Source organism: Methylophaga sp. UBA678, assembly GCF_002299105.1.
GTDB lineage: Bacteria > Pseudomonadota > Gammaproteobacteria > Nitrosococcales > Methylophagaceae > Methylophaga > Methylophaga marina.
This window is the reverse complement of sequence record NZ_DBNG01000014.1, coordinates 92,663-115,148: the sequence shown is the minus strand read 5'-3', so window position 1 is coordinate 115,148 and position 22,486 is coordinate 92,663. Positions and strand designations below refer to the sequence as shown.

The window sequence follows — 22,486 nt, the reverse complement described above, 5'->3', positions numbered from 1 at the left end:
TTTATCCTTATGTTAGCCGGCAATCACAATATTCAATAAACGGCCTGGAACCAGAATGATCTTACGAATCTCTTTACCTTCTGTGTAACGCTGAACATTTTCATCAGCAAATGCTACGGCCTCTACCTGCTTTTGTTCGGCATCTGCAGCAACTGAGATTTTCGAGCGTAACTTCCCATTCACCTGCACCATTAAATCAATTTTGTCTTGCTTCAATGCTGTCTCATCAACCAATGGCCAAGACACGTTCAGAATGGCCTTTTCATGTCCCAGAGTTTGCCATAAATGATGACAAATGTGCGGAGTGATGGGCGATAACATCAAGACGACCATCTCCAGAGCTTCCTGCATCACTGCACGTGCTTGTTCACTATCATCATTTAATTTAGTCAGGCTGTTCATTAATTCCATAACGGCGGCAATAGCCGTATTAAATGTATGACGACGACCAATATCATCCGTTACTTTTGCTAACGTTTGATGTGTCTGACGGCGTAAGGCCTGCAAGGCTTCTGGTAAATCAGACAATTCACCTTGCTTAACAACGCCTTGTTCAACATGTTCAGCCACGGCTCGCCATAAACGTCTGAGGAAGCGGTTGGCACCATCAACACCTTTGTCAGACCATTCCAGTGACATTTCTGGTGGTGCGGCAAACATCATAAATAGACGTGAAGTATCGGCACCATACTGATCAATCAGCGCCTGCGGATCGACGGTATTACCTTTGGATTTTGACATTTTGGCGCCATCTTTCAGCACCATGCCCTGTGTTAACAGATTTTTAAATGGCTCGTCACCAGAGATTAAGCCTTCGTCACGCATGAGTTTATGGAAAAATCGTGCATACAATAAATGTAAAACTGCATGCTCAATACCACCAATATATTGATCGACAGGCAGCCAATAATCCGCCCTTTCATCCAGCATAGCTTCAGTATTATCAGGGCAGGCAAAACGTGCAAAATACCAGGATGATTCAAAGAAAGTATCAAAGGTATCGGTTTCACGATGTGCAGGTTTGCCACATTTAGGGCAAGTGCACTCATAAAACTCAGGCATGGATTTAATTGGTGAACCTGAACCATCTACAGTCACATCTTCAGGTAACACAACAGGTAAGTCTTGCTCTGGAACTGCCACAGGGCCACAATCATCGCAGTTGATGATTGGTATTGGCGTCCCCCAATAACGCTGACGAGACACACCCCAGTCGCGAAGTCTGTAATTTACCTGGCGTTCACCTTTATTCTGGCTGACCAGAAAATCAGCAATAGCATCAAACGCTTCTTGTGCTTTTAATCCATCAAATTGCTTAGAATTAATCAGCTCACCTTTATCCGTGAAGGCGGCTTTTGTTAAATCAACATCATGTTCATCCAACGGTTTAATAACCTGTTTGATGGGCAGCTGGTATTTTTGTGCAAATTCAAAATCACGCTGGTCATGAGCTGGTACTGACATTACGGCACCCGTTCCATAACCCATTAATACAAAATTAGCCGCCCATACCGGTACCTGCTCTCCCGTTACCGGATGAATAGCCAATAAGCCGGTATCAACACCCTTTTTCTCTGCTGTTTCCATGGCGGCTTCAGACGTTTCCATTTTGTGGCACTCATCGATGAATGTTTGCAAAATAGGATTATCATTCGCCGCTTTGAGCGCGAGAGGATGCTCAGCTGCGACAGCGAGATAACTGACACCCATCAATGTATCTGGACGTGTGGTATAGACCTCTAATTTGTCATCTGCACCGACCATATCAAATTGAATCTGCACTCCTTCTGAGCGACCAATCCAGTTTGCCTGCATAGTTTTCACCTGGTCAGGCCAGCCATCAAGCTGATCCAGATCGGCAAGTAACTGATCTGCATAGTCAGTAATTTTCATAAACCATTGCGGAATCTCACGACGCTCTACTTTGGTATCACAACGCCAGCAACAGCCATCAATGACCTGTTCGTTGGCCAATACCGTTTCATCATGAGGACACCAGTTCACGGCCGCCGTTTTCTTGTAGACGAGTCCTTTTTCAAACAATCGGGTGAATAACCATTGTTCCCAACGATAGTATTGAGGTGTGCAAGTGGCTAATTCACGCTGCCAGTCATAACCAAGTCCTAAACGTTGTAGCTGACCACGCATATAATCAATGTTTTGGTATGTCCATGCTGCCGGCGCCACATTATTTTTAATCGCAGCATTTTCTGCGGGTAAACCAAATGCATCCCAGCCCATCGGTTGTAAGACATTTTTTCCCTGCATGCGCTGGTAGCGTGAAATAACATCACCTATGGTGTAATTACGCACATGTCCCATATGCAGTTGTCCACTTGGATAGGGAAACATCGACAAACAATAGAATTTTTCTTTAGACGTATCTTCAACAACATGGAAGCTATTATTTTCCTGCCAATATTGCTGTGCAGCGGATTCTACTTGGTCGGGATGATATTCGTTTTGCATGGATTCTCTTTAAATCAGGGACTTGAAAAGCGCTAAGCATAACTCAGCAGGAGCAGGGCTCAAAATAATCTGTCGTTTTGCTTAGCTAAAAAATAAAAGCAGCTAAATCAGCTGCTTTTATTTCGTGGAGATTGCGTGGAAATAATTCAGTGTTATTTTCCCGCCGCCATCAATGTTTCATATTTTGCATAGAGCTGATCATGTGTTTCCTCGTTATCCGGATCTTTAGGAATACAATCCACCGGACAGACTTCAACACATTGTGGTGTATCGAAATGACCCACACATTCCGTACACAAATCGGGATCTATCTCATAGATTTCAGCACCTTGAGAAATAGCTCCATTAGGACATTCTGGTTCACAGACATCACAGTTAATACATTCATCAGTGATAAACAGCGACATGGTTTACTCCAGTAACTTTATAATATTATTTTAGCGTGCTTAGTCTTGGGCCGGCAATTTGCGTTTCAAGGCTTCTTGAACACAAGGTGCAACAAATTCAGAGACATCACCGCCTAATACAGCAATTTCTTTTACCAGTGTTGAAGAGACAAAGCTCAAATTCTCTGCTGGGGTGAGAAATAACGTTTCTACTTTTGATTGCATTCGGCGATTCATTGTGGCCAATTGCAATTCATATTCAAAATCTGAGACGGCCCGCAAACCACGAATGATAACATTCGCGCCCATACTCAATGCTTCATTCACCAGCAGGCCTTTAAATCCACTTACCTCAACATTCTCAATACCCAGCGTCGCTTTTTTCACTAACTCCACGCGTTCATCGAGACTGAACATAGGTTGCTTTCCCGGATTAATCGCCACAGCCACAATAATGCGTTCAAATAATGGTGAAGCACGCTTAATGAGATCAATGTGCCCGTAAGTAATAGGATCAAACGTACCTGGGTATATCGCAACGGTACTCAATCTTGTTCTCCAGCATGAAATTCAAATAAGCAGTATTTTACATCACCTGCTTTTTTTTCTTTCAATAAAAGCCATGAAGTGGGTAATATCGGCATATCCTGCTTGGCAGGATATTCCAAATATATTAATGCCCCCTGACTTAAAATCCCTTGTGACACTAAATTTTCCGCTGTATCGGTCCATAAATCTGCCTGGTATGGCGGATCAATAAACACGATATCAAAAGGTATTGTTAATTCGATGATGGCCTGATTTGCCGAACTGTTTTTAATAACACAGTTTGACGCCTTCAGCGTGTCTGCATTCTGCTTAAGCTGCAAAAAAGCCTGTTGGTTATTTTCTATCAACACCACTTCTGCAGCACCTCTTGATGCCGCTTCGAAACCTAATGCACCACTACCTGCAAACAGGTCGAGACAACGACTGCCCCCCATAGACGGCTGCAACCAATTAAATATCGTTTCTCGCGTACGATCACTAGTGGGTCTCAATCCCTCGACTTCTGGGAAGGTGAGTTTTCTACCTCGCCAAACGCCACCGATAATTCTCAGCGAATTCGTTCTAGCCTTATTATTCTGTTTCGCCACCCACTAATACCGTTAACATGTTGTCTGCGTGAACGCGTCGTTTAAACGCCTTTTTTATATCCGCCACGGTGACAGCATTAACCTTATCATTAAAGCTATCCAGATAATCCAGTGGCAAGTTATAAAAGCCTATCATAGAAAGATAATCAGCGATCTTGCTATTACTATCCACTCTCAATGCAAACCCACCGGTAATATTTTGCTTAGCCGCTGTTAGCTGTGCTTGTGATGGTCCGTTTTTGATGTACTTATTTAATGTATCTTTCAGAACCTTAAGGGCTTGCTCAGTTTGATCGTTGCGAGTCTGTAAGCCGAACACATAAGGCCCGGATTGTTGCATAGGGCTAAAATAACTATAAACCCCATACGTTAATCCACGCTTTTCTCGTACTTCATCACTCAAAATGGAGACTAAACCACTCCCTCCCAAAATATGATTACCAACATAAAGCGGGAAATAATCAGGGTCATCACGGCTGATGCCGACTTGTCCCATCATGATTGTGGTTTGTGAGGATGGAAACGGTAAAACGATCTCTTTATCCTGATTAAATGAACTCACAACCGGCAATTCAGGAGCTGCTTCTCCACTTTTAAGATGAACAGTTAACCGTGTGGCTAACTGCTGTGCTTGTGACTTGCTTACATCACCGACAATGACGACCACCGCATTTTTTGCGACATAATATTGCTGATAAAACGCCTTCAAATCAGTCAGATTGATTTTTTCAACGCTAACCGTATCTCCTGCAGGCATTTGAGCGTAGGGATGCTCACCATAAAGTTCTTGGAAAAAAGTTCTTGTTGCCAAACTTTTTGGCGATTGTTTTTCAGCCTGAAGGCCTGTTAACAGCTGTTGTTTGATACGTAGAAATGACGTTTCAGGAAAGCTTGGTGACGACAGTATTTTTGCAAACATATTGACTGCGATATCGAAGGCGTTCGGATCTGTCAATGTACGCAAGCTCAGAATGGCCATATCTCGCTGAGAGCTTGCACTGTAGTTTGCACCGACTGATGAGAAGGCATCAGCAATGGCATCCGCATCTAAATCAGCCGTGCCCTCATCAAGCATGGCATTAGTCAGCTTTGCCAGACCTGGATGGTCAGCATCTCTTGCTGCTCCGGCATTGAATACAATATTGATGTCCACCATTGGTAGTTCAGGTGCATTGACAAAATACACGCTAGCACCATTTTCAGTCGTCCACTTTTGAATGTCAGGTGAGGCAAAGACACTAGAACTGACAGTGAGTGTGATGAAAAAAATCCATTTTTTAATGGACATATTGACCTCCAGCAGATGAAACAGGACGATGACCATCCAGCGGTAAAGGCACTAGTTCGCCCACCGTTAATAGATAATTGTTGAAATATTTATTGGCAACGGCCTGAACTTGTTCAGCAGTCACCGCTTTGATGTTGTCGACATATTGTTCACCCACTTGCCAGTCGACACCAATGGTTTCCAACATACCAATCTGCATGGCTTGGTAAAACACACTATCTTTTTCATACACCGCATTAGCCACAACTTGTGCTTTCACACGTGCTAGCTCTTCATGACTGACAGGCTGATTTTTTAGTTGAGAAATCTGCTCGATAATCGCTTTTTTCAAATCATCAACGGACTTATCATTTGCTGGCGTTCCCGCAACGATAAATAAATCAGAAAGGCGTGAAAACAGACTATTGCCAGCGCCAACACTGGCAGCTACCTGTTGTTCACGCACGAGTTGTTTAGCAAATCGCGCGCTGTTACCACCATCCAAAACATTCGCTAAAACTTCAAGCGCGTAGGGCTCCCATGCCTGGTCTTTATCAACCGTTGTCACCGAAGGTACTTTCCAGCCCATCATCAGGTAAGGTAATTCTGCCGGTGCTTTCACCTCTACTTGCCTCAAACCTTTTTGAGTTATCTCTTCCTGAGGTTTCAATGCTGCAATTTTTTCCGCTTTCAATGGACCAAAATATTTTTTGGCTAAGGCCAGAACGGCTTTAGGTGAAACATCTCCCACTACCACAAGAGTAGCGTTATTGGGTGCATACCATTTTTTATACCAGGCACGTAAGTCTTCTGCTTGATAATGCTTAATATCATTCATCCAACCAATCACTGGCCAGTGGTATGGACTACTGACAAAGGCTGCAGCACTGAATTGTTCTCTCAGCAGAGATTGAGGATTATCATCGGTGCGCATTCGGCGCTCTTCAGTCACGACTTCCCGTTCTTTTAATAACTCCTCAGGGTCAATAATTAAATTGCGCATTCTGTCTGCTTCATGTTTGAAACTGACTTCTAATCTATCTTTGTGGAGCTTCTGAAAATAGGCCGTATAATCTTGTCCTGTAAATGCATTTTGCTCGCCGCCATTCTCAGCAATGATATGAGAAAACTCATTTGGTTCAAGATGTTTAGTCCCCTTAAACATCATATGTTCCAGCATGTGCGAGATCCCCGTTATACCGTTATGCTCGTAGCTTGACCCCACTTTGTACCAGACTTGTGAAACGACCACAGGCGCACGGTGATCTTCTTTAACTATCAGCTTCAGTCCATTCTCCAACTGAAACTCACTCACGTTTGCCAAAGCCACCATGGGTAAGAAAAAAACAACCCAAGCCACATTTTTTATATTCAGCATCTGCATCTCTTTTTTTGTAACGCGTGATAAGATTTACCGTCGAAGTTTAACGACAAGCAGAGAATATGTTTAGTTTCCTTAAAAGAAAGTCCAAAACACCCGAATCAGACGCGCCTATCGCTGAAGATAATGTTGTTGAAAAATCACCAGAATTATCTGCTCCAGAAGAGCAGACAAAAGATACAAGTGAGACAAAGTCTCAACCTGGTTTTTTCAGCCGTCTTAAGCAAGGTCTGAGCCGAACCAGCAGCAAGCTGACTGATGGCTTTGCCAATTTAATCCTTGGCCGTAAGACTATTGATGATGATCTACTTGAAGAGCTCGAAACACAGCTGTTAACAGCAGACCTTGGTGTTGAGGCAACCAGTCGCATCATCAATGATCTCACCCAACGTGTAGCACGCAAACAACTTAACGATGTGGAAGCACTCTTTACCGCCATGCGTGAGGATATGATTAGCATCCTTGAGCCCAGTAGCCAGCCACTTGAATTACCGGAAAAGTCCGGCGGTCCTTACGTCATACTGATGGTAGGAATAAACGGCGTAGGCAAAACCACAACGATAGGTAAACTCGCTAAGCAATTTCAACAGCAAGGTAAAAAAGTCATGTTGGCTGCTGGCGACACGTTCCGTGCGGCCGCTGTAGAGCAATTACAAGTCTGGGGGGAACGCAATAACATCCCGGTCATTGCACAAAAGACCGGAGCAGATTCGGCTTCTGTTATTTTCGATGGACTGCAAGCTGCTAAAGCACGAAATATGGATATTCTTATCGCCGATACAGCGGGTCGACTTCACACCCAGTCAAATCTTATGGAAGAGTTAAAAAAAGTGAAACGCGTGATGGGTAAAGTCGATGAAAGTGCGCCCCACGAAGTCATGTTAGTGCTTGATGCCGGTACAGGACAGAACGCACTTCAACAGGCTCAACAGTTCCAGCAATCTGTTGGTGTTTCGGGTATCACACTAACTAAACTCGATGGTACAGCAAAAGGCGGCATCATTTTTGCCATCGCTAACAAAACCAAACTACCTATCCGTTACATTGGTGTGGGTGAAAAAATAGATGATTTACGTCCATTTAATGCGACTGATTTTGTCGATGCTTTGCTGGGAAAAGAAGAGATTAAATGATTCGTTTTACTGACGTTTACAAACGCTATACCAATCAGCATGAAGCACTATCCGGACTCAGTTTTGAGCTAGACAAGGGCGAAATGGCTTTCCTTACCGGCCACTCAGGTGCAGGCAAAAGTACGCTACTAAAACTGATTGCCCTGATCGAGCGAAGCACACATGGGCAAGTATGGGTAAACAATCAAAACCTGACACGACTGCCTAAGTGGAAAGTGCCCTACTACCGTCGTAAGATCGGCTTAGTATTTCAGGACCATAATCTGCTACATGATCGAACTGTTTTCGACAATGTTGCTTTGCCTTTAATCATAGCCGGTGAAAATCATCGTGAGATCGGACGACGCGTCAGGGCGGCTTTGGATAAAGTGAACCTGCTGGGCAAAGAACGTAATCTGCCTATTGCCTTGTCCGGAGGTGAACAACAACGCGTCGGTATTGCCAGAGCCGTTGTCAACAGACCTCCAGTACTACTGGCCGATGAACCGACGGGTAATCTGGATCCTGAACTTTCTAGAGAAATCATGCATCTTTTTGAACAGTTTAATCAGGTCGGCGTCACCGTATTTATCGCCAGTCATGATCATGAATTAATCAGCACTATGCCCTATCGTCAGCTTACTCTACATCAAGGACGTCTTGCCTGATATGTTGTCATTCAACCTACCCAATTATCTTCTAAGACACCTACAGGTGATGCTGTACAGTCTGGGACAGTTGTCCAGAACACCTGTTGCCAGTGTTATGACGGTTCTGGTCATCGGTATTGCTTTAGCGTTACCCGCTGGTCTTTATGTATTACTGAAGAATGTAGAACAAGTGGCAGGACAGTGGGATGATGCCAGTCAGATCTCTTTGTTTTTAAAACCTGGTACTAATGATGCACGAGGCAAACAACTCGCTGAACAATTACTCGCCTGGCCGGATGTCACCGCCGTCGATTATCATTCTGCCAAGCAGTCATTCGAAGAGTTTAGACAGTTATCTGGCTTAGATGACATTCTTGATAGCTTGCCAACCAATCCTTTACCACCGGTTATCATCATCAAACCCAAAGAAACCGAACATGAAGAGGCTATTCAGGGCTTACTTGAGCGCTTGCAAAATATGCAAGAAGTGGATCTGGCACAACTTGATATGGCCTGGTTAAAACGACTTAAATCTATCAATCAAACTGGTCAGAGAGGGATCACCATTCTTGCCGTCCTCTTGTCACTAAGCGTATTACTTGTCATTGGTAACACTATCCGCTTGGCAATATTAAATCGACAAACCGAAATACGCGTCATAAAACTTGTAGGTGGTACTAACGCGTTTGTCAGACGCCCTTTCCTCTATACAGGGTTTTGGTACGGTTTTTTTGGGGGTGCGATTGCCTGGTTAACATTACTCATAGCTCTAATTGCGATCAATGGCCCCATTTCCAGACTCACGGCACTCTATGACAGTCAGTTTTCGCTACAATGGATGCTGGGACAGATGTTTCTCTCTCTGCCACTTTTTGGTCTCTTTTTGGGTGTTTTAGGGGCATGGTTAGCTGTGGGTAGACACCTGAATGATATTGAACCAACTTAGTATCTAAACAGGAACTTTTTCCAAAAATACGCTTCTTATAGTTGACACTAATCCTTTAGTGATATGATTAAAGGAGTGACTCTCAGGAGACTGTAATAAATGACAACGAATGTAGCTCAATATGACATGGCTTTAGCTCCTATTGGTAATTTGGATGCTTACACCAGTCTTGTGCACACCATTCCTGTATTAACTGAGGAAGAAGAATACGACCTCGCCTATCGCCTGCAAAACGAAGGTGATCTCAAAGCAGCGCAAAGACTTGTTTTATCGCATCTACGTTTTGTTGTTCGTATTGCCAAAGGATATAGCGGTTATGGACTGCCCGTTGCTGACCTGATTCAAGAAGGTAACATTGGTTTGATGAAGGCAGTAAAACGGTTCAACCCTGAAAAAGGTGTGCGTTTAGTTTCTTTTGCTGTTCATTGGATTCGTGCCGAAATTCATGAATACGTGATTCGTAACTGGCGCATTGTGAAAATTGCTACGACAAAAGCACAACGTAAGTTGTTTTTCAATCTTCGCAGTGCAAAGCAACGTCTTGGTTGGTTAAACAAAGAAGAAGTTGAAGCTGTTGCTGAAGACTTAGGTGTCACAGCCGATAATGTGATGGAAATGGAGCGTAGACTGGCACAGCCTGATACCTCTTTTGACTTACCAAATGATACGGATGACGAAGAAAACCATTATTCGCCGATTGCTTATTTAGCCGCTAACGATGATTCGGATCCTTCTAATCAGTTGGAAGATGATAATTATGCTGATTATCAACAACAAAAATTATCCAATGCATTAGCGACCTTAGATGATCGTAGCAGAGATATTATTATGCAGCGCTGGTTAAGCGAAGATAACAAAGCAACGCTTCATACATTAGCTGATCAATATCAGGTATCTGCAGAACGTATAAGACAGATTGAAAACAACGCTATGAAGAAACTCAAACACTTAATGGTGTAAAAAAAGCCCGCTTTTGCGGGCTTTTTTTTATCTTGGACTGAATGTACTTATCTTTCCAGTAAAGGCGTTTTGTTAGATTTACCATCCCACTCTTCTGCATCTGGAAGTGCATCTTTCTTTTCAGAAATTACAGGCCATACACGAGAGAGCTCCTCGTTGATTTGCAAAAATTCCATTTGCTCATCTGGCAAATCATCCTCTGAAAAAATAGCTTCTGCTGGACACTCTGGTTCACACAGCGTGCAATCGATACACTCATCAGGATCAATGACTAAAAAGTTAGGACCTTCGTGAAAACAATCTACTGGGCAGACATCAACACAATCAGTATATTTACATTTAATACAGTTTTCTGTGACAACAAAGGTCATGGTGAATTCTCCAAAATCACGAGTTGATACAGGACCGACCTGTCAAAAATAAAATGTAATTCTACATGATTTCGCCTAATTCTGGGCAAGGTTCAATTTTAGGGTATGATCCCGATTGAATAAAATTCATGAAAAAACATCAGTAATTTGAAGGAACACCGCAGAATGCGAAAAATAATATTACTTCTGATTTTTGGGCTGATTTTCTTAGCAAGCGCCGCTTTTGCCGCATTTAACATGAGCGATGTGACGGTAAATTATTACTTTGGTGAGTTAACCATGCCTCTATCTGTGATAGTAGCGCTATCTATGTTGTTGGGGGTAGCCATCGGTGCAGTGATTTTATTGTTCAGCACGATGAAATTGCGCTATGAAAATCATCGCTTACAATCAAAGTTGTCAGTTTCTGAGCAAGAAATTAACAGCTTAAGAATACTGCCGATTAAAGACGCCCATTAATTCATGTTTGGCTGGTTATTTTTCTTATTACCCGTAGCAGCTCTCTCCGGATGGATGATGGCCAGACGTCACTATAAACGTCGCTACCGCCAGCAAGACTCTTCTTTTAGCCCTGATTATTTTAAAGGCCTTAATTATTTACTGAATGAACAGCCTGATAAAGCCATTGATGTCTTTATTGGCTTGCTAGAAGTTAACAGTGAAACAGTCGAAACCCATTTGGCTCTGGCTAACTTATTCCGTAGACGTGGTGAAAGTGATCGTGCCATCAGAATCCATCAGAATTTAATTGCCAGGCCTTCACTCAGTGCCCAACAACGGCGCCAAGCTCTTGTCGAATTAGGCCTGGATTATATGAGTGCAGGCGTTTTAGACCGCGCTGAACTGCTATTTTTAGAATTATTACAACAACCAGGGACACCACCTGAAGCGCCCAAACAATTGCTACGGATCTATCAGCAAGAAAAGAAATGGCAGCAAGCCATTGATATGGCAAAACATATCGAAGGTAATGATAAGACCAATACCCGGGCGCTGATTGCACAGTTTTATTGTGAACTTGCCGAATCTGTCATCAATAAAGATCAGCATCAAACACTGAATTTATTACGAAGTGCTCACCATTACGATGCAAACTGTGTCAGAGCGAGCCTGCTAGAAGGTCGGATATACATCAAAAACGGGCAATACCGTAAAGCGATTCGTGCACTTCAACATGTTGAAAAACAAAATCACTATTTTTTACCAGAAGCGCTGCCTTTGCTTTATGACTGTTTTGAGAACACGAATAATCTGGATGACTTCAAAGACTGGTTAGAATCATTACTCAATAGATATCCTCACCTCACTTCTGCACGCTTAATGATAACGAGACTTATCGAACAAACACAGAGCACGGAAGCAGCCCAGGCGTTCTTGCATGCCCAACTGCACCAACACCCCTCTGTGGAAGGTTTACATCAGCTCATTACGCTGGGTGAAGAGAACCATCAAGCGCTAATCCCACTTATTAAAGAAGTCACAACTACCTTAATTCATAAAGGCGATCGTTATACATGCAAGAACTGTGGTTTTTCTGGTCGAACGATGCACTGGTTATGTCCGGGCTGTTCCAGTTGGTCAACGATGCGCCCTATTGAAATTCATTTATCTTCATTGGAAAAATTATTGGAACCATCACGATGACAGCGATTACTATTCTGCATAACCCACGTTGCAGTAAATCCAGACAAACACTGAACTTACTAGAAGAAAAAGGAATTCATCCAGATGTCATAAAATATCTGGACACACCACCCAGCTTTGAAGAATTAAAAGTTATCATTGAAAAACTGGGCATTAGTCCCAGAGATTTACTTCGCAAGGGTGAAGAGGAATACAAGGTGCTTGATTTGAAAAATCCATCTCTGACAGATGAAGACATCATACAAGCCATGGTCACTCACCCTAAACTGATTGAAAGACCGATTGTTATACAGGGTAGCCAAGCACGAATAGGTCGACCACCAGAATCTGTCTTAGAAATAATCTCATCACAATGATCAAAATACTGATTCTTTACTACAGTCGTAGTGGCCATGTTAAAGCGATGGCTGAACAAATTTCACGAGGCGTTGAATCCGTTTCGGGATGCGAAGCGCTCATCAGGACTGTCCCTCCTGTATCTACAGTCTGTGAAGCCACAGAAGATACTATTCCAGCAGAAGGCCATCTATATGTTAGCCATGCTGATCTGAAGAATTGTGCAGGACTGATAATGGGAAGCCCAACACGATTTGGTAATATGGCGGCACCGCTTAAATATTTTATTGATTCAACGAGCGATTCCTGGCTGTCAGGTGTTTTAGTAGGAAAACCGGCGGCTGTTTTCACATCAACCGGCAGCCTACATGGCGGGCAAGAATCCACTCTTCTATCGATGATGTTGCCACTGTTTCATCATGGCATGTTACTGATGGGGCTTCCATATAGTGAGCCTGAATTAATGATGACAGAAACGGGCGGAACACCATATGGTGCCAGTCACTTAGCCGGTGCGGACAATAAACGTACGCTTGATGATAACGAGGCGAAACTGTGTAAAGCCATGGGACATCGCATTGCCACTACAGCAAAGAAATTACATGAATCCTGAAAAACTTTTCCGAGCACTGACTTTAGTCAGTTTTTTTGGTCTGATGATCACGCTTTTGGCCTGGATACTCATCGCACCACATGCAGAGAATTATCCTGTCGCAGCCATGCTTATTCTTGGTTTAGTGCCACTATTATTTCCAATGCGCGGATTATTGTACGGACGTCCTTACACTCACGCATGGACAAGCTTTTTAATGCTATTTTATTTCAGTCATGCTGTAGGTGAGGTATATAGCGCCTCTTCGCTAACACTCTATCCTGTGCTGGCACTCATTTGCAGTAGTGTGTGCTTTTGCTCAACGATTCTTTATGTTAAATTCAACGCTAAGAATAAAAAAGCGATATAAGTCACAAACTTGTGACCATTAAAATGATATAAAGTCATCCATATAGGAGACATTTATGAGTAGCATTTCTGCTTTTCAATCAGGCATAGCAGGCATTCAAAGCGGTATGTATGGTGCAGCACAAAGTAGCGCCAAAATTGCGTCTGCCGATCCAGGTTCAAACGAACAATTAACCAAAGCGCTTGTCGAGCTAGATGCAAACGCAAGACAAGTTGAAGCATCTGCAAAAGTCGTCAAAGCCAGTAATGAGATGGTTGGAAGTATTCTTGATATAAAAGTCTAAAATACCATCTGCTGTATATATTGAGAGGAGACTCCCCCCAACTTCTCTCATCCTGCTAAACTGTCCGCTCGTTTTACAACTCCGACACACCTTTGAATAATCCATCCTACTCACCGTTATCGCAGGCCGCTATTCTCAGCGCCATGGAACCACAGACAAGCAACAAGCTCAGCGAGATGTTGATCTTGCCAGAAGTCACGTCCACAAATGACATTCTCTGGCAAAGATTCAGCCAACATCATCTAGAGCCTGCGGCATGTATTGCTGAAACGCAAACCGCTGGCAGAGGTCGCCGAGGAGACGTATGGCAATCTCCTCCTGTGGGTAACCTCTACCTTTCTTTATTCTGGCCACACTGCGCAGAAGAAGCCAGACATGGACTGAGTATTGCTATTGGCATTAGTTTAATTAATACACTCAAGCAGTCTGGAATCAATCAGTTAGCATTGAAATGGCCTAATGACGTCTTATATAAAAGACAAAAGCTGGCCGGAATTCTTGTAGAATCGAGATTTAATACCAGACAATACACCGTTGTAGGAATTGGCCTTAATTTTAAGCTTCCAGAATCTACACAAACATTAATTCAACAACCATCTACCAGCCTCGAACAGCTTTGTGACCCCGTCCCCTGTCGTAGTTGGCTGGCAGGAAAAATACTGCAGAACATGATAGAAACAATAGAACTGTTTGAACATCGAGGTCTTACTGACTTCCTTCCACTCTGGCCTCAATATGATGCTCTGCATGAGCAAGCCATCACATTGATTGAAGGCGATCAAAAATCATCGGCACTTGCTTGTGGTATTAACGAACATGGTGAATTACGGTATTTACAAAACAATGAAATAAAACTGCTGTCTAATAGTCATATCAGCATTAGGTTTGCTTCATGAAATTACTGGTAGATATTGGTAACAGCCGAGTTAAATGGACCACTATGGACAATAATGGTCTTAATGAAAGTCAAAGTTTTGATCGAAACAAATCAGGAATCAAAGCTTCATTAAACAAAGTGTGGAAAACATTATCTGAAATCGAATCAGTATATGTTGCCAACGTAGCCGGCGAAAAAATAGCCGCTCAACTTACTGAGTGGACAGAAAAACAGTGGAACCTGACCCCCAAATTCATTCAAGCTGAGAAAAAACATTTCGGTGTCACCAATGCTTATGATGAACCAGCCAAACTTGGTATTGACCGTTGGTTATCTCTGATTTCAGCACGGCAACATGCTAGGCTTGCACAGTGCATTATTGATTGTGGTACGGCAATCACCGTTGATATCGTCACAAAGGCAGGTCAACATCAAGGGGGAATGATTATCCCCGGTATCAGTATTATGAAAAGTAGTCTGGTCAACAATACTGATGCATTAACTACCGATACAGATGATCAAGAATTCAAAACTCTCGCAACGAACACCTACAGTGCAATACAAACCGGTACGCTATATGCCGTCACCGCCACTATTGAGCGTATCATTAGTGATCTAAAAGAAAGCTTCAATAACCGAATTCGATTCATTATCACCGGCGGTGATGCCCAAGCTTTACTTCCACTTCTGTCTGATGACGTTCATTACTATCCAGATATTGTGCTTAAAGGTCTTGCGTTTTATGCGCGACAAGACAAAGCAAAACCAGCAGAAAAAAACAAATCTAAAGCACAGAAATCTCAAATATCATCGGATGTAGATGGTCAGGAAAAAACAGAAACAGCAGCAGATGTAACAGATAAAACTGCGCCAAATACTGTTGAAACATCAACGGAAAATGATAATCCGTCACCAGAAACCATAACAGAAGAAAAAAAGAAACCTGCACGTAAACCACGTAAAACACGTGCCACCAAACCCAAGTCACCATCAAAAACAAAAAAACAAGCGTCAGACCCATCATTGCCAGAAGAGGCAATCTGAGGTAATCTTTCGCTCCCTTAAGGAGAACTGGCCGAGTGGTTGAAGGCGCACGCCTGGAAAGTGTGTATAGGTTAATAGCCTATCGAGGGTTCGAATCCCTCGTTCTCCGCCATCACTCCGAGTTGTTGATCAACCGTTTTCAAAACTCCGAAGATAAAATTCAAACTCAGACTTTGGCAACGGTTTAGAATAGAAAAAGCCTTGAAGAGCATGGCAACCAATATTTTTTAAAATTTCTGCCTGAGTCGCTGTTTCCACCCCTTCTGCTATAACCATAATGTCTAAACGTTTTGCCATTTCGGTAATCGCTTCGACAATCGCCCTGTCATCCTCACTTTGATCAATGTCATGAATAAAAGAGCGATCAATTTTCAGATAATCAACATCCATTTCTTTCAAGTAAGATAAAGAAGAATAACCGGTGCCAAAATCATCCACCGCAATTTTTATATCAGCATCTCGTAAACGATACAGTAACATCCGGCTTTCGGATTGTTTCTGCATTAACGTACTTTCCGTTATCTCTAACGTGATTAACTCACTGGGTATTGAAACCTCACGTAAATAAGCCAACCAATCTAAACGAGCACGCTGCCCACCAAAATTATGTGCTGATCGATTAATAGAAATATGTGGAACGGCATGACCACTATTCGTCCACTGTTTCAAATCATCGCAAACACGTTTAAACACATAATCATCGATTTTATCGATGAGGCCCATACGTTCTGCCTGAGGAAGAAAATCTGAGGGTGGAATCATTCCACGAACAGGATGATTCCATCTAACTAATGCTTCTGCGTATAAAGCATGATTCAGACTTAGAGAAATAATTGGCTGGTAATAAACGATTAATTCTTGTCTGCTCAAGGCAGACTCTAATTCGTTAATAATAAACGTTCTTGCTTGCCAACTTGCCGCTAATTCAGCGTTATAAAACTTGAAAGCACTGCCACCCATATCTTTTGCTGCATACATCGCTCTGTCAGCATTTTGAATTAACATACCCGGTTCCGCAGCATCATCAGGAAAAAAGGTTACTCCAATACTAGTTGAGAGCCGTAGCGTTTGTCCCTGAATTTCAACTGGTTTTTCTATTTCACTGATCAGACTTTTTGCAACATTAATTGCATGTGCTTTATTTTTAAACTCAGATAGGATGATAGTAAATTCATCGCCACCTAACCGCGCTACGGTATCCATATCTCGAATACAACTCGAAATTCTAAACGCCATTTGCCGAAGTAACTCATCCCCGAATTCGTGCCCTAAGGTATCATTCACATCTTTGAAACGATCTAAATCGAGAAACATCAGACAAATTTTCTCACCCAATCTCTCCGCTCGTTTAATCGCTTGTTGTAAGCGATCCGTAAACAGACGCCGATTCGGTAAATTGGTCAGGGCATCGAAGTTGGCATGTTGTTCAATGATGGCATGTGCTTCTTTCACTTCTGTCATATCAGTAAACACTGCTACCATATTCGTCACGCTCTGGGCCGAATCATAAATAGCAGATACAGATAAATATGTTGGCAATGATTCAGCACTTTTTGTACTGATAATGACCTCCCCTCGCCACATCCCTTTATCTCGCATGACATCCCATAATTCTTGCGTCAATCGTATTGATTGATGTGAAGCGAACTCGCTTATTAAAAAATCGGGATACTGATCGATGACTTCTTCATATGAATAGCCGGTCATATCTGTAAAGGCTTGGTTGACAGCAATGATGTATTTATTAGCATCAGTGATCATCATAGCTTCACTAGTCGAGTTAAAAGCGACGTCTGATAGTCGAAGCTTTTGTTCCGTCACTTTCATCTGTTTGAGTACATCGCGAATGCGTTGTTCTGAAGACTGAGCCCTTTTTGTTGCTTGTGTTAACTCTTGTGTTCGAATGGTGACTTCTTTTGAGATGCGATGAGTTCTCCCAGTTATACTCAAGAATAACAAGGTAAATAATGTCGTTATTAAAAACCCACAAACCAGTGCTAGTGACGCCAGGCTAGTTGAGTAAGTATTCATAAAATAAGTGGTCGGGTAAAACTGCAACTGCATGTGTCGGCCAGCTAATTCAAAATCAACATAATGTTTGATCCGGGACGTTCTCTCCTCACTTTGCTGATAAAAAAAGTCACCACTCTGTATATCAAGCCAATTTATCAAGAACTCCGGTTGTGATGACTGTTTCAAAATATCATCCACAAACTCCTTTACACGAATCACGACATTAACCAAGCCAATCACCTCGTTATTCTCTTTATTAATGCTGAATTTACCCGTTTGAGTTTGATATATGGGGCGATATATCACTAATGCATCGATAAGCTCCTTATCACGAATCATTTTCAGTGGACTTCTGGCAACGGCCTGACCACTTTCTATAGCCTTATCAATCACTTTTTTTGAAACAACGGATGAGTAAGGATTAAATCCACGCGCTATCAGGTTATCTGCTTCAGGCTCTAAGTAGGTGATGGGGAAATAAACAGGATATGCTTTTGACGGACCTAGCGTCTTGTGCGACACGATTTCTTTGATAAAAAAATCTTCGCCAAAATGTTTCTTCTGCTCTTCTTCGTACGCCTGTCGTTCTGAATGCAGTATTCGAGGCAACCACTCAATGACCTGAATATGCTGTTCATTATAGGTGGTCCAATTAACAAAACTCTTAAACTCATCTCGCGTCACTTTGTCCGAGGAGGCAAACAAGCGTGAGACGCCATCTTGAATCAACTCTTCTGTTTTGAGAGCAATTTTAAATACCTCGGCTGCTTCCTGCGTTCTGATTTTGAACTGATCAGCAAGACGTTTATCTTCAAACTGTCGGATATTCCAGACTGTAGCACTGATGATAATCAATGAGAGTAAAACAAGAATACCGATAAACCACCGTCTTGTTTTCCATACTGCCCGTGGTCGCCCAATAAAGCTCAAAACCAGAGACAACATGACATAAGTACCCATAATGTTTCCGATCCACCACATGAGCCAGACCGGCATAAAATTTAATGCTGATGGGTTAAAAACATGTATCACGCCAAGACCAAGTGTGGTGCTAACTAGACATATAATTGGTACCACTAGCAGAAAGAGAAAAATATCCCGATCACGACTTAGTGTAAGTGGAAATCCAATCATTTTTCTGAAAAGGTATTTTCCAACAATCACTTGTAAACAGCTGACTAAGGCAATAACAGCAGAAAAAATAACGTTGTGCGCGATAAGTTCGATTCTGGTCAATACGATTAAGCTGATTATCAATGCCCCGACAAAGATCCCTGGCAAGACGTACATGGCGGGATATGTCAGAAAAAAGGGCAATGCAATACCCGCAGGGAAAAATACCAATGCTGAAAAATGTTCAAATACAGCGAATTGAATGCTCAGCCAACCAGCTATCAGGTAAACCAGGGCAACGAATAAGTTAACAAAGATAGGAGTGAGAAATTTATTTTTCATTTATCCATCATGATCAGCTATAGCGAGAAAGGCCAACAGTGCGTCAACACTATCCTTAATACTACTTCTATCGGCCATCACAATCGTTTCATAAACTTAATTCAAGAGGAGGAAATAACACATCAGCGCATCTCATGAATATTAGCCTCCTCCTTTCTACAATGATAAAGCCCCTAACTGCTTGTTTGATGTGACGATGTCATGATTAAAAGCAAAATAGGATGGAAAAAACTACAATAAAGACATAGAATGTGTCGCTCTATGGTGGCCTGCATTGGTCTCCTCGCGACGATATGTTGGTGACCCCGTCAGGCCCGGAAGGGAGCAGCGGAGCCTTCGGACTCGGGCGCCGAGATTCGGCTGGTGTGGGTCGCCACCCTAAACATTAAGTTAACCGGGTGTCTAATAACCGATGAGTTATCTGGTTTTAGCCCGTAAGTGGCGACCTAAAACATTTGAACAAGTCGTTGGGCAACAACATGTCTTACGTGCTTTAATCAACGGCCTGGATCAAAACCGACTGCATCACGCCTTTCTGTTTTCTGGTACACGTGGTGTTGGTAAAACGACACTGGCGAGAATCTTCGCCAAATCCCTCAACTGTGAACAAGGCGTCAGCTCTACCCCATGTGGTGAATGCCAGAGCTGTGTCGAAGTAGATAGTGGTCGCTTTGTCGATTTAATTGAGGTCGATGCCGCGTCCAGGACAAAAGTGGATGACACACGTGAACTCCTCGACAACGTGCAATATGCGCCAAGTCGTGGTCGTTATAAAGTTTACTTAATCGACGAAGTGCACATGTTATCGACCAGTAGTTTTAATGCACTATTAAAAACACTGGAAGAACCCCCTCCTCACGTTAAATTCTTGTTCGCCACAACAGATCCTCAGAAATTACCTGTCACCATCTTGTCGCGTTGCCTACAATTTAACTTAAGACGTTTGGATATCACTCAGATTAGTGAACATCTGTCGTACATTTTAGGCCAAGAAAATCTCTCATTTGAACATCCCGCTTTAATAGAACTCGCTCGTGCAGCTGACGGCAGCATGCGTGATGCGCTGAGTTTATTAGATCAAGCGATTGCTTTTGGGAACGGAAATGTCACGACTGATGTGGTTTTCCAAATGCTTGGCAGCATCAACCAAGATCAGGTCTATCAATTACTGAGCGCACTTCAACAAAGAGATGCAAAAGCATTACTGCAACTCTCTGGTGATTTAGCAGTACTTGGCCGCGACTTTGAAGTTATTCTTAATGCGATTTTGGATGGTTTACAAAAGATAGCAAGCTATCAACACATTCAGGATTTAGCGTCGGAAGAAAAAGACAGCTCCAGTCTAAAGGACTTGGCCAACACGTTTGATGCTGAAACCGTGCAATTACTTTATCAAATTGCTCTGCATGGTAAGCGAGATCTACCATGGGCCGCTGACCCGAAAAGCGGTTTTGATATGACGTTATTACGGATGCTAAGTTTTCAGCCTCGGACTGGCGAACCCAACAATGGGAATCCCCCAGCAAAAAAGTCTGACACGCCTAGTAAACCGGCCGTCACTGAACCGCCGGTAACAGTCAGCAATGCCAACAGCTCAGACAGCAAAGAACTAAACGCATCAGCCCCGGTATTGAGTCGACATGAACATCATTCAGAGCCGAATGATTCAACAACCCATTCAGCCTTTTCTTCACAAAAGCCCGCAGCACCATTAGAAAAGCCACAGCCCAGACCTGAGTTAAATCATGACCAGAATATTCAAAAGAACACTGATACTCAGGTAAACGAAAAACATACAAAAGAAGCTTTAGCTGACTCGCTTCCCAGCGTCGATGAAGAGACTTTGATCAGTGTTGATTTGTCCCCTGCAAACTGGACGCAAATCATTTCAGAACTCAAACTGTCTGCTTTAACGCGACAATTAGCCGAGAATAGCGCCTTTATTCGATGTGAAGAACGCACACTTCAACTATCGTTATCGCCTGAACTTGCTCATTTAGCGACCTCAAAATCAAAAGAACGCCTCGAACAAGCATTACAGCAGAAACTCGATCAGAATGTCAGTGTCATATTCAATCATGATCCCGATAGTTTGCATTCAGGGCCGACAGTAGCGGTTGAAAGAGCTGAACAACTCGCACAAAAACAGCAACAGGCTATTGAATCTATCCAGACTGACCCCACTATCGAAGTGATTAAGAACACATTTAATGCTCGTGTAATTGAAAGTACAATAAAACCCTTAGATTAAGTAAAGAGGACATTCCATGAAAGGTGGTTTAGGCAATCTGATGAAACAGGCCCAGCAAATGCAGGCCAATATGGAAAAAGCACAAAAAGAATTGGCTTCTGTCGAAGTCACCGGACAAGCCGGTGGTGGAATGGTCAAAATTACCATGACAGGTAAACATGACATTAAGCGCGTTCAAATTGAAGATGCGTTATTTGAAGATGATAAAGAAATGCTGGAAGATTTAATCGCTGCTGCTGTTAATGACGCAAACCGCCAAGTAGAACAAACCACTCAAGAACGTATGTCAGGCATGCTACCTCCTGGCATGAAAATGCCATTTTAGCCTTATAACATGGCAAAACTCGGTCCCAGTATTGATGAGTTGATAAGTGCGCTTCGCTGTTTACCAGGCGTAGGGCCAAAATCAGCACAACGTATGACATTCCATTTGCTTGAGCGTAATCGAGATGGTGGTCAACGTCTAGCTCAGGCGCTTACTCATGCATTAGAAAACGTAAAACATTGTAATCGTTGCAGAATTCTATCTGAAACAGAACTCTGTTCACGATGTGCTGATGAGCGTCGCCAACAAGACATTTTGTGTATTGTAGAAATGCCAAGCGACGTACTTGCTATTGAACAAGCAACCCAATACCAAGGACAATATTTTGTATTATCAGGCCATTTATCGCCGCTGGATGGTATCGGTCCTGAAGCATTGGGCATTCCCAAATTGATTGAATGGTTAGATCAAAACACTATCGAAGAAGTTATTTTGGCTACCAACCCTACCGTGGAAGGTGAAGCAACGGCTCATTTTATCGGTGAACTGGCCAGAGCCCGCAATATCAAAGTCAGTCGACTTGCTCATGGTATTCCACTGGGAGGTGAGCTCGAATATGTTGACAGTGGCACCCTTTCTCACGCATTCTCAGGAAGAGAGTCGCTTTGAGGTGATGGC

23 protein-coding genes, 1 tRNA gene and 1 other RNA gene are annotated in these 22,486 nt (G+C 42.8%); 17 read left to right on the top strand and 8 right to left on the bottom strand.

Annotated elements, in window-relative coordinates; translation table 11 throughout:
* Positions 1-12 precede the first annotated feature (12 nt).
* The 6 genes from leuS to B3014_RS08590 form a co-directional block, all read right to left on the bottom strand.
* Entirely contained in the window at positions 13-2,469 is a 2,457-nt protein-coding gene (gene leuS / locus B3014_RS08615; RefSeq protein ID WP_289243896.1) for a leucine--tRNA ligase, read from the bottom strand.
* Between the two features lie 152 nt (positions 2,470-2,621).
* On the bottom strand, positions 2,622-2,876 hold the full coding sequence (locus B3014_RS08610; protein ID WP_007145791.1) for a YfhL family 4Fe-4S dicluster ferredoxin: 255 nt from the start codon (positions 2,874-2,876) through the stop codon (positions 2,622-2,624).
* A 39-nt stretch (positions 2,877-2,915) separates the two neighbouring features.
* Positions 2,916-3,404, bottom strand: coding sequence for a pantetheine-phosphate adenylyltransferase (gene coaD / locus B3014_RS08605; protein ID WP_286305271.1), 489 nt, complete (start codon positions 3,402-3,404; stop codon positions 2,916-2,918).
* Positions 3,401-3,991 (bottom strand): 16S rRNA (guanine(966)-N(2))-methyltransferase RsmD, encoded by a 591-nt coding sequence (rsmD, locus tag B3014_RS08600; RefSeq protein ID WP_289243897.1) that lies wholly within the window; start codon positions 3,989-3,991, stop codon positions 3,401-3,403. The genes coaD and rsmD overlap by 4 nt, the downstream gene beginning before the upstream one ends.
* Positions 3,975-5,279: a M16 family metallopeptidase gene (locus B3014_RS08595; protein ID WP_289243898.1), complete on the bottom strand. Its 1,305-nt coding sequence runs from the start codon at positions 5,277-5,279 to the stop codon at positions 3,975-3,977. The genes rsmD and B3014_RS08595 overlap by 17 nt, the downstream gene beginning before the upstream one ends.
* Positions 5,269-6,636: a M16 family metallopeptidase gene (locus B3014_RS08590; protein WP_289243899.1), complete on the bottom strand. Its 1,368-nt coding sequence runs from the start codon at positions 6,634-6,636 to the stop codon at positions 5,269-5,271. The genes B3014_RS08595 and B3014_RS08590 overlap by 11 nt, the downstream gene beginning before the upstream one ends.
* 65 nt (positions 6,637-6,701) lie before the next feature.
* On the opposite strand from B3014_RS08590, the gene ftsY reads away from it, so the two are divergent.
* The 4 genes from ftsY (at position 6,702) to rpoH (ending at position 10,307) form a co-directional block, all read left to right on the top strand.
* On the top strand, positions 6,702-7,772 hold the full coding sequence (ftsY, locus tag B3014_RS08585) for a signal recognition particle-docking protein FtsY (RefSeq protein WP_289243900.1): 1,071 nt from the start codon (positions 6,702-6,704) through the stop codon (positions 7,770-7,772).
* Positions 7,769-8,419 (top strand): cell division ATP-binding protein FtsE, encoded by a 651-nt coding sequence (ftsE, locus tag B3014_RS08580; protein WP_286305277.1) that lies wholly within the window; start codon positions 7,769-7,771, stop codon positions 8,417-8,419. Before ftsY ends, ftsE begins: the two co-directional genes overlap by 4 nt.
* Position 8,420: 1 nt before the next feature.
* Positions 8,421-9,347, top strand: coding sequence for a permease-like cell division protein FtsX (ftsX, locus tag B3014_RS08575; RefSeq protein WP_289243901.1), 927 nt, complete (start codon positions 8,421-8,423; stop codon positions 9,345-9,347).
* A gap of 99 nt (positions 9,348-9,446) precedes the next feature.
* Positions 9,447-10,307 (top strand): RNA polymerase sigma factor RpoH, encoded by an 861-nt coding sequence (gene rpoH, locus B3014_RS08570; protein WP_286305279.1) that lies wholly within the window; start codon positions 9,447-9,449, stop codon positions 10,305-10,307.
* 47 nt (positions 10,308-10,354) lie between these two features.
* Here rpoH and fdxA read toward each other — a convergent pair whose 3' ends face one another.
* A complete protein-coding gene (gene fdxA, locus B3014_RS08565; protein WP_007145800.1) occupies positions 10,355-10,678 on the bottom strand; it encodes a ferredoxin FdxA in 324 nt (107 codons plus the stop codon).
* 165 nt (positions 10,679-10,843) lie between these two features.
* Between fdxA and B3014_RS08560 the strand changes: the two genes are divergently transcribed.
* The 9 genes from B3014_RS08560 to B3014_RS08520 all read left to right on the top strand — a co-directional run bounded on the left by B3014_RS08560 (position 10,844) and on the right by B3014_RS08520 (position 15,936).
* Positions 10,844-11,137, top strand: coding sequence for a LapA family protein (locus tag B3014_RS08560; protein WP_289243902.1), 294 nt, complete (start codon positions 10,844-10,846; stop codon positions 11,135-11,137).
* Positions 11,138-11,140: 3 nt separating this feature from the next.
* A complete protein-coding gene (lapB, locus tag B3014_RS08555) occupies positions 11,141-12,322 on the top strand; it encodes a lipopolysaccharide assembly protein LapB (RefSeq protein WP_289243903.1) in 1,182 nt (393 codons plus the stop codon).
* Positions 12,319-12,678, top strand: a complete 360-nt coding sequence (arsC, locus tag B3014_RS08550) for an arsenate reductase (glutaredoxin) (protein WP_289243904.1) — start codon at positions 12,319-12,321, stop codon at positions 12,676-12,678. The genes lapB and arsC overlap by 4 nt, the downstream gene beginning before the upstream one ends.
* Positions 12,675-13,271 (top strand): NAD(P)H:quinone oxidoreductase, encoded by a 597-nt coding sequence (gene wrbA, locus B3014_RS08545; protein ID WP_289243905.1) that lies wholly within the window; start codon positions 12,675-12,677, stop codon positions 13,269-13,271. Before arsC ends, wrbA begins: the two co-directional genes overlap by 4 nt.
* Complete coding sequence (locus B3014_RS08540) at positions 13,261-13,620, top strand: DUF2069 domain-containing protein (protein WP_286305284.1); 360 nt, start codon at positions 13,261-13,263, stop codon at positions 13,618-13,620. Before wrbA ends, B3014_RS08540 begins: the two co-directional genes overlap by 11 nt.
* A gap of 55 nt (positions 13,621-13,675) precedes the next feature.
* Positions 13,676-13,903 (top strand): hypothetical protein, encoded by a 228-nt coding sequence (locus B3014_RS08535; RefSeq protein WP_286305285.1) that lies wholly within the window; start codon positions 13,676-13,678, stop codon positions 13,901-13,903.
* 92 nt (positions 13,904-13,995) lie between these two features.
* Positions 13,996-14,799: a biotin--[acetyl-CoA-carboxylase] ligase gene (locus B3014_RS08530; protein WP_286305286.1), complete on the top strand. Its 804-nt coding sequence runs from the start codon at positions 13,996-13,998 to the stop codon at positions 14,797-14,799.
* Complete coding sequence (locus B3014_RS08525) at positions 14,796-15,824, top strand: type III pantothenate kinase (RefSeq protein WP_289243906.1); 1,029 nt, start codon at positions 14,796-14,798, stop codon at positions 15,822-15,824. The genes B3014_RS08530 and B3014_RS08525 overlap by 4 nt, the downstream gene beginning before the upstream one ends.
* Positions 15,825-15,845: 21 nt before the next feature.
* Positions 15,846-15,936: transfer RNA gene (locus tag B3014_RS08520), tRNA-Ser, on the top strand.
* 17 nt (positions 15,937-15,953) lie between these two features.
* On the opposite strand, the gene B3014_RS08515 is transcribed toward B3014_RS08520, so the two are convergent.
* The gene (locus B3014_RS08515) at positions 15,954-19,292 is read right to left on the bottom strand and encodes an EAL domain-containing protein (RefSeq protein ID WP_289243907.1); all 3,339 of its coding nucleotides are present in this window, start codon (positions 19,290-19,292) and stop codon (positions 15,954-15,956) included.
* A 272-nt stretch (positions 19,293-19,564) separates the two neighbouring features.
* Here B3014_RS08515 and ffs point away from each other — a divergent pair.
* The 4 genes from ffs (at position 19,565) to recR (ending at position 22,477) form a co-directional block, all read left to right on the top strand.
* An RNA gene (gene ffs / locus B3014_RS08510) (signal recognition particle sRNA small type) lies at positions 19,565-19,661 on the top strand.
* A 43-nt stretch (positions 19,662-19,704) separates the two neighbouring features.
* A complete protein-coding gene (gene dnaX / locus B3014_RS08505) occupies positions 19,705-21,543 on the top strand; it encodes a DNA polymerase III subunit gamma/tau (RefSeq protein WP_289243908.1) in 1,839 nt (612 codons plus the stop codon).
* A gap of 16 nt (positions 21,544-21,559) precedes the next feature.
* Entirely contained in the window at positions 21,560-21,868 is a 309-nt protein-coding gene (locus B3014_RS08500; RefSeq protein WP_286305292.1) for a YbaB/EbfC family nucleoid-associated protein, read from the top strand.
* Between the two features lie 9 nt (positions 21,869-21,877).
* Entirely contained in the window at positions 21,878-22,477 is a 600-nt protein-coding gene (gene recR / locus B3014_RS08495) for a recombination mediator RecR (RefSeq protein ID WP_289243909.1), read from the top strand.
* The last annotated feature ends 9 nt before the right edge of the window (positions 22,478-22,486 follow it).

Excerpts from the sequence above, each read along its gene's own strand:
- leuS (WP_289243896.1), bottom strand. The coding sequence starts at position 2,469 with ATGCAAAACGAATATCATCCCGACCAAGTAGAATCCGCTGCACAGCAA.
- B3014_RS08610 (WP_007145791.1), bottom strand. The coding sequence starts at position 2,876 with ATGTCGCTGTTTATCACTGATGAATGTATTAACTGTGATGTCTGTGAA.
- B3014_RS08595 (WP_289243898.1), bottom strand. The coding sequence starts at position 5,279 with ATGTCCATTAAAAAATGGATTTTTTTCATCACACTCACTGTCAGTTCT.
- B3014_RS08590 (WP_289243899.1), bottom strand. The coding sequence starts at position 6,636 with ATGCTGAATATAAAAAATGTGGCTTGGGTTGTTTTTTTCTTACCCATG.
- ftsY (WP_289243900.1), top strand. The coding sequence starts at position 6,702 with ATGTTTAGTTTCCTTAAAAGAAAGTCCAAAACACCCGAATCAGACGCG.
- ftsE (WP_286305277.1), top strand. The coding sequence starts at position 7,769 with ATGATTCGTTTTACTGACGTTTACAAACGCTATACCAATCAGCATGAA.
- ftsX (WP_289243901.1), top strand. The coding sequence starts at position 8,421 with ATGTTGTCATTCAACCTACCCAATTATCTTCTAAGACACCTACAGGTG.
- rpoH (WP_286305279.1), top strand. The coding sequence starts at position 9,447 with ATGACAACGAATGTAGCTCAATATGACATGGCTTTAGCTCCTATTGGT.
- fdxA (WP_007145800.1), bottom strand. The coding sequence starts at position 10,678 with ATGACCTTTGTTGTCACAGAAAACTGTATTAAATGTAAATATACTGAT.
- B3014_RS08560 (WP_289243902.1), top strand. The coding sequence starts at position 10,844 with ATGCGAAAAATAATATTACTTCTGATTTTTGGGCTGATTTTCTTAGCA.
- lapB (WP_289243903.1), top strand. The coding sequence starts at position 11,141 with ATGTTTGGCTGGTTATTTTTCTTATTACCCGTAGCAGCTCTCTCCGGA.
- arsC (WP_289243904.1), top strand. The coding sequence starts at position 12,319 with ATGACAGCGATTACTATTCTGCATAACCCACGTTGCAGTAAATCCAGA.
- wrbA (WP_289243905.1), top strand. The coding sequence starts at position 12,675 with ATGATCAAAATACTGATTCTTTACTACAGTCGTAGTGGCCATGTTAAA.
- B3014_RS08540 (WP_286305284.1), top strand. The coding sequence starts at position 13,261 with ATGAATCCTGAAAAACTTTTCCGAGCACTGACTTTAGTCAGTTTTTTT.
- B3014_RS08535 (WP_286305285.1), top strand. The coding sequence starts at position 13,676 with ATGAGTAGCATTTCTGCTTTTCAATCAGGCATAGCAGGCATTCAAAGC.
- B3014_RS08525 (WP_289243906.1), top strand. The coding sequence starts at position 14,796 with ATGAAATTACTGGTAGATATTGGTAACAGCCGAGTTAAATGGACCACT.
- B3014_RS08515 (WP_289243907.1), bottom strand. The coding sequence starts at position 19,292 with ATGAAAAATAAATTTCTCACTCCTATCTTTGTTAACTTATTCGTTGCC.
- dnaX (WP_289243908.1), top strand. The coding sequence starts at position 19,705 with ATGAGTTATCTGGTTTTAGCCCGTAAGTGGCGACCTAAAACATTTGAA.
- B3014_RS08500 (WP_286305292.1), top strand. The coding sequence starts at position 21,560 with ATGAAAGGTGGTTTAGGCAATCTGATGAAACAGGCCCAGCAAATGCAG.
- recR (WP_289243909.1), top strand. The coding sequence starts at position 21,878 with ATGGCAAAACTCGGTCCCAGTATTGATGAGTTGATAAGTGCGCTTCGC.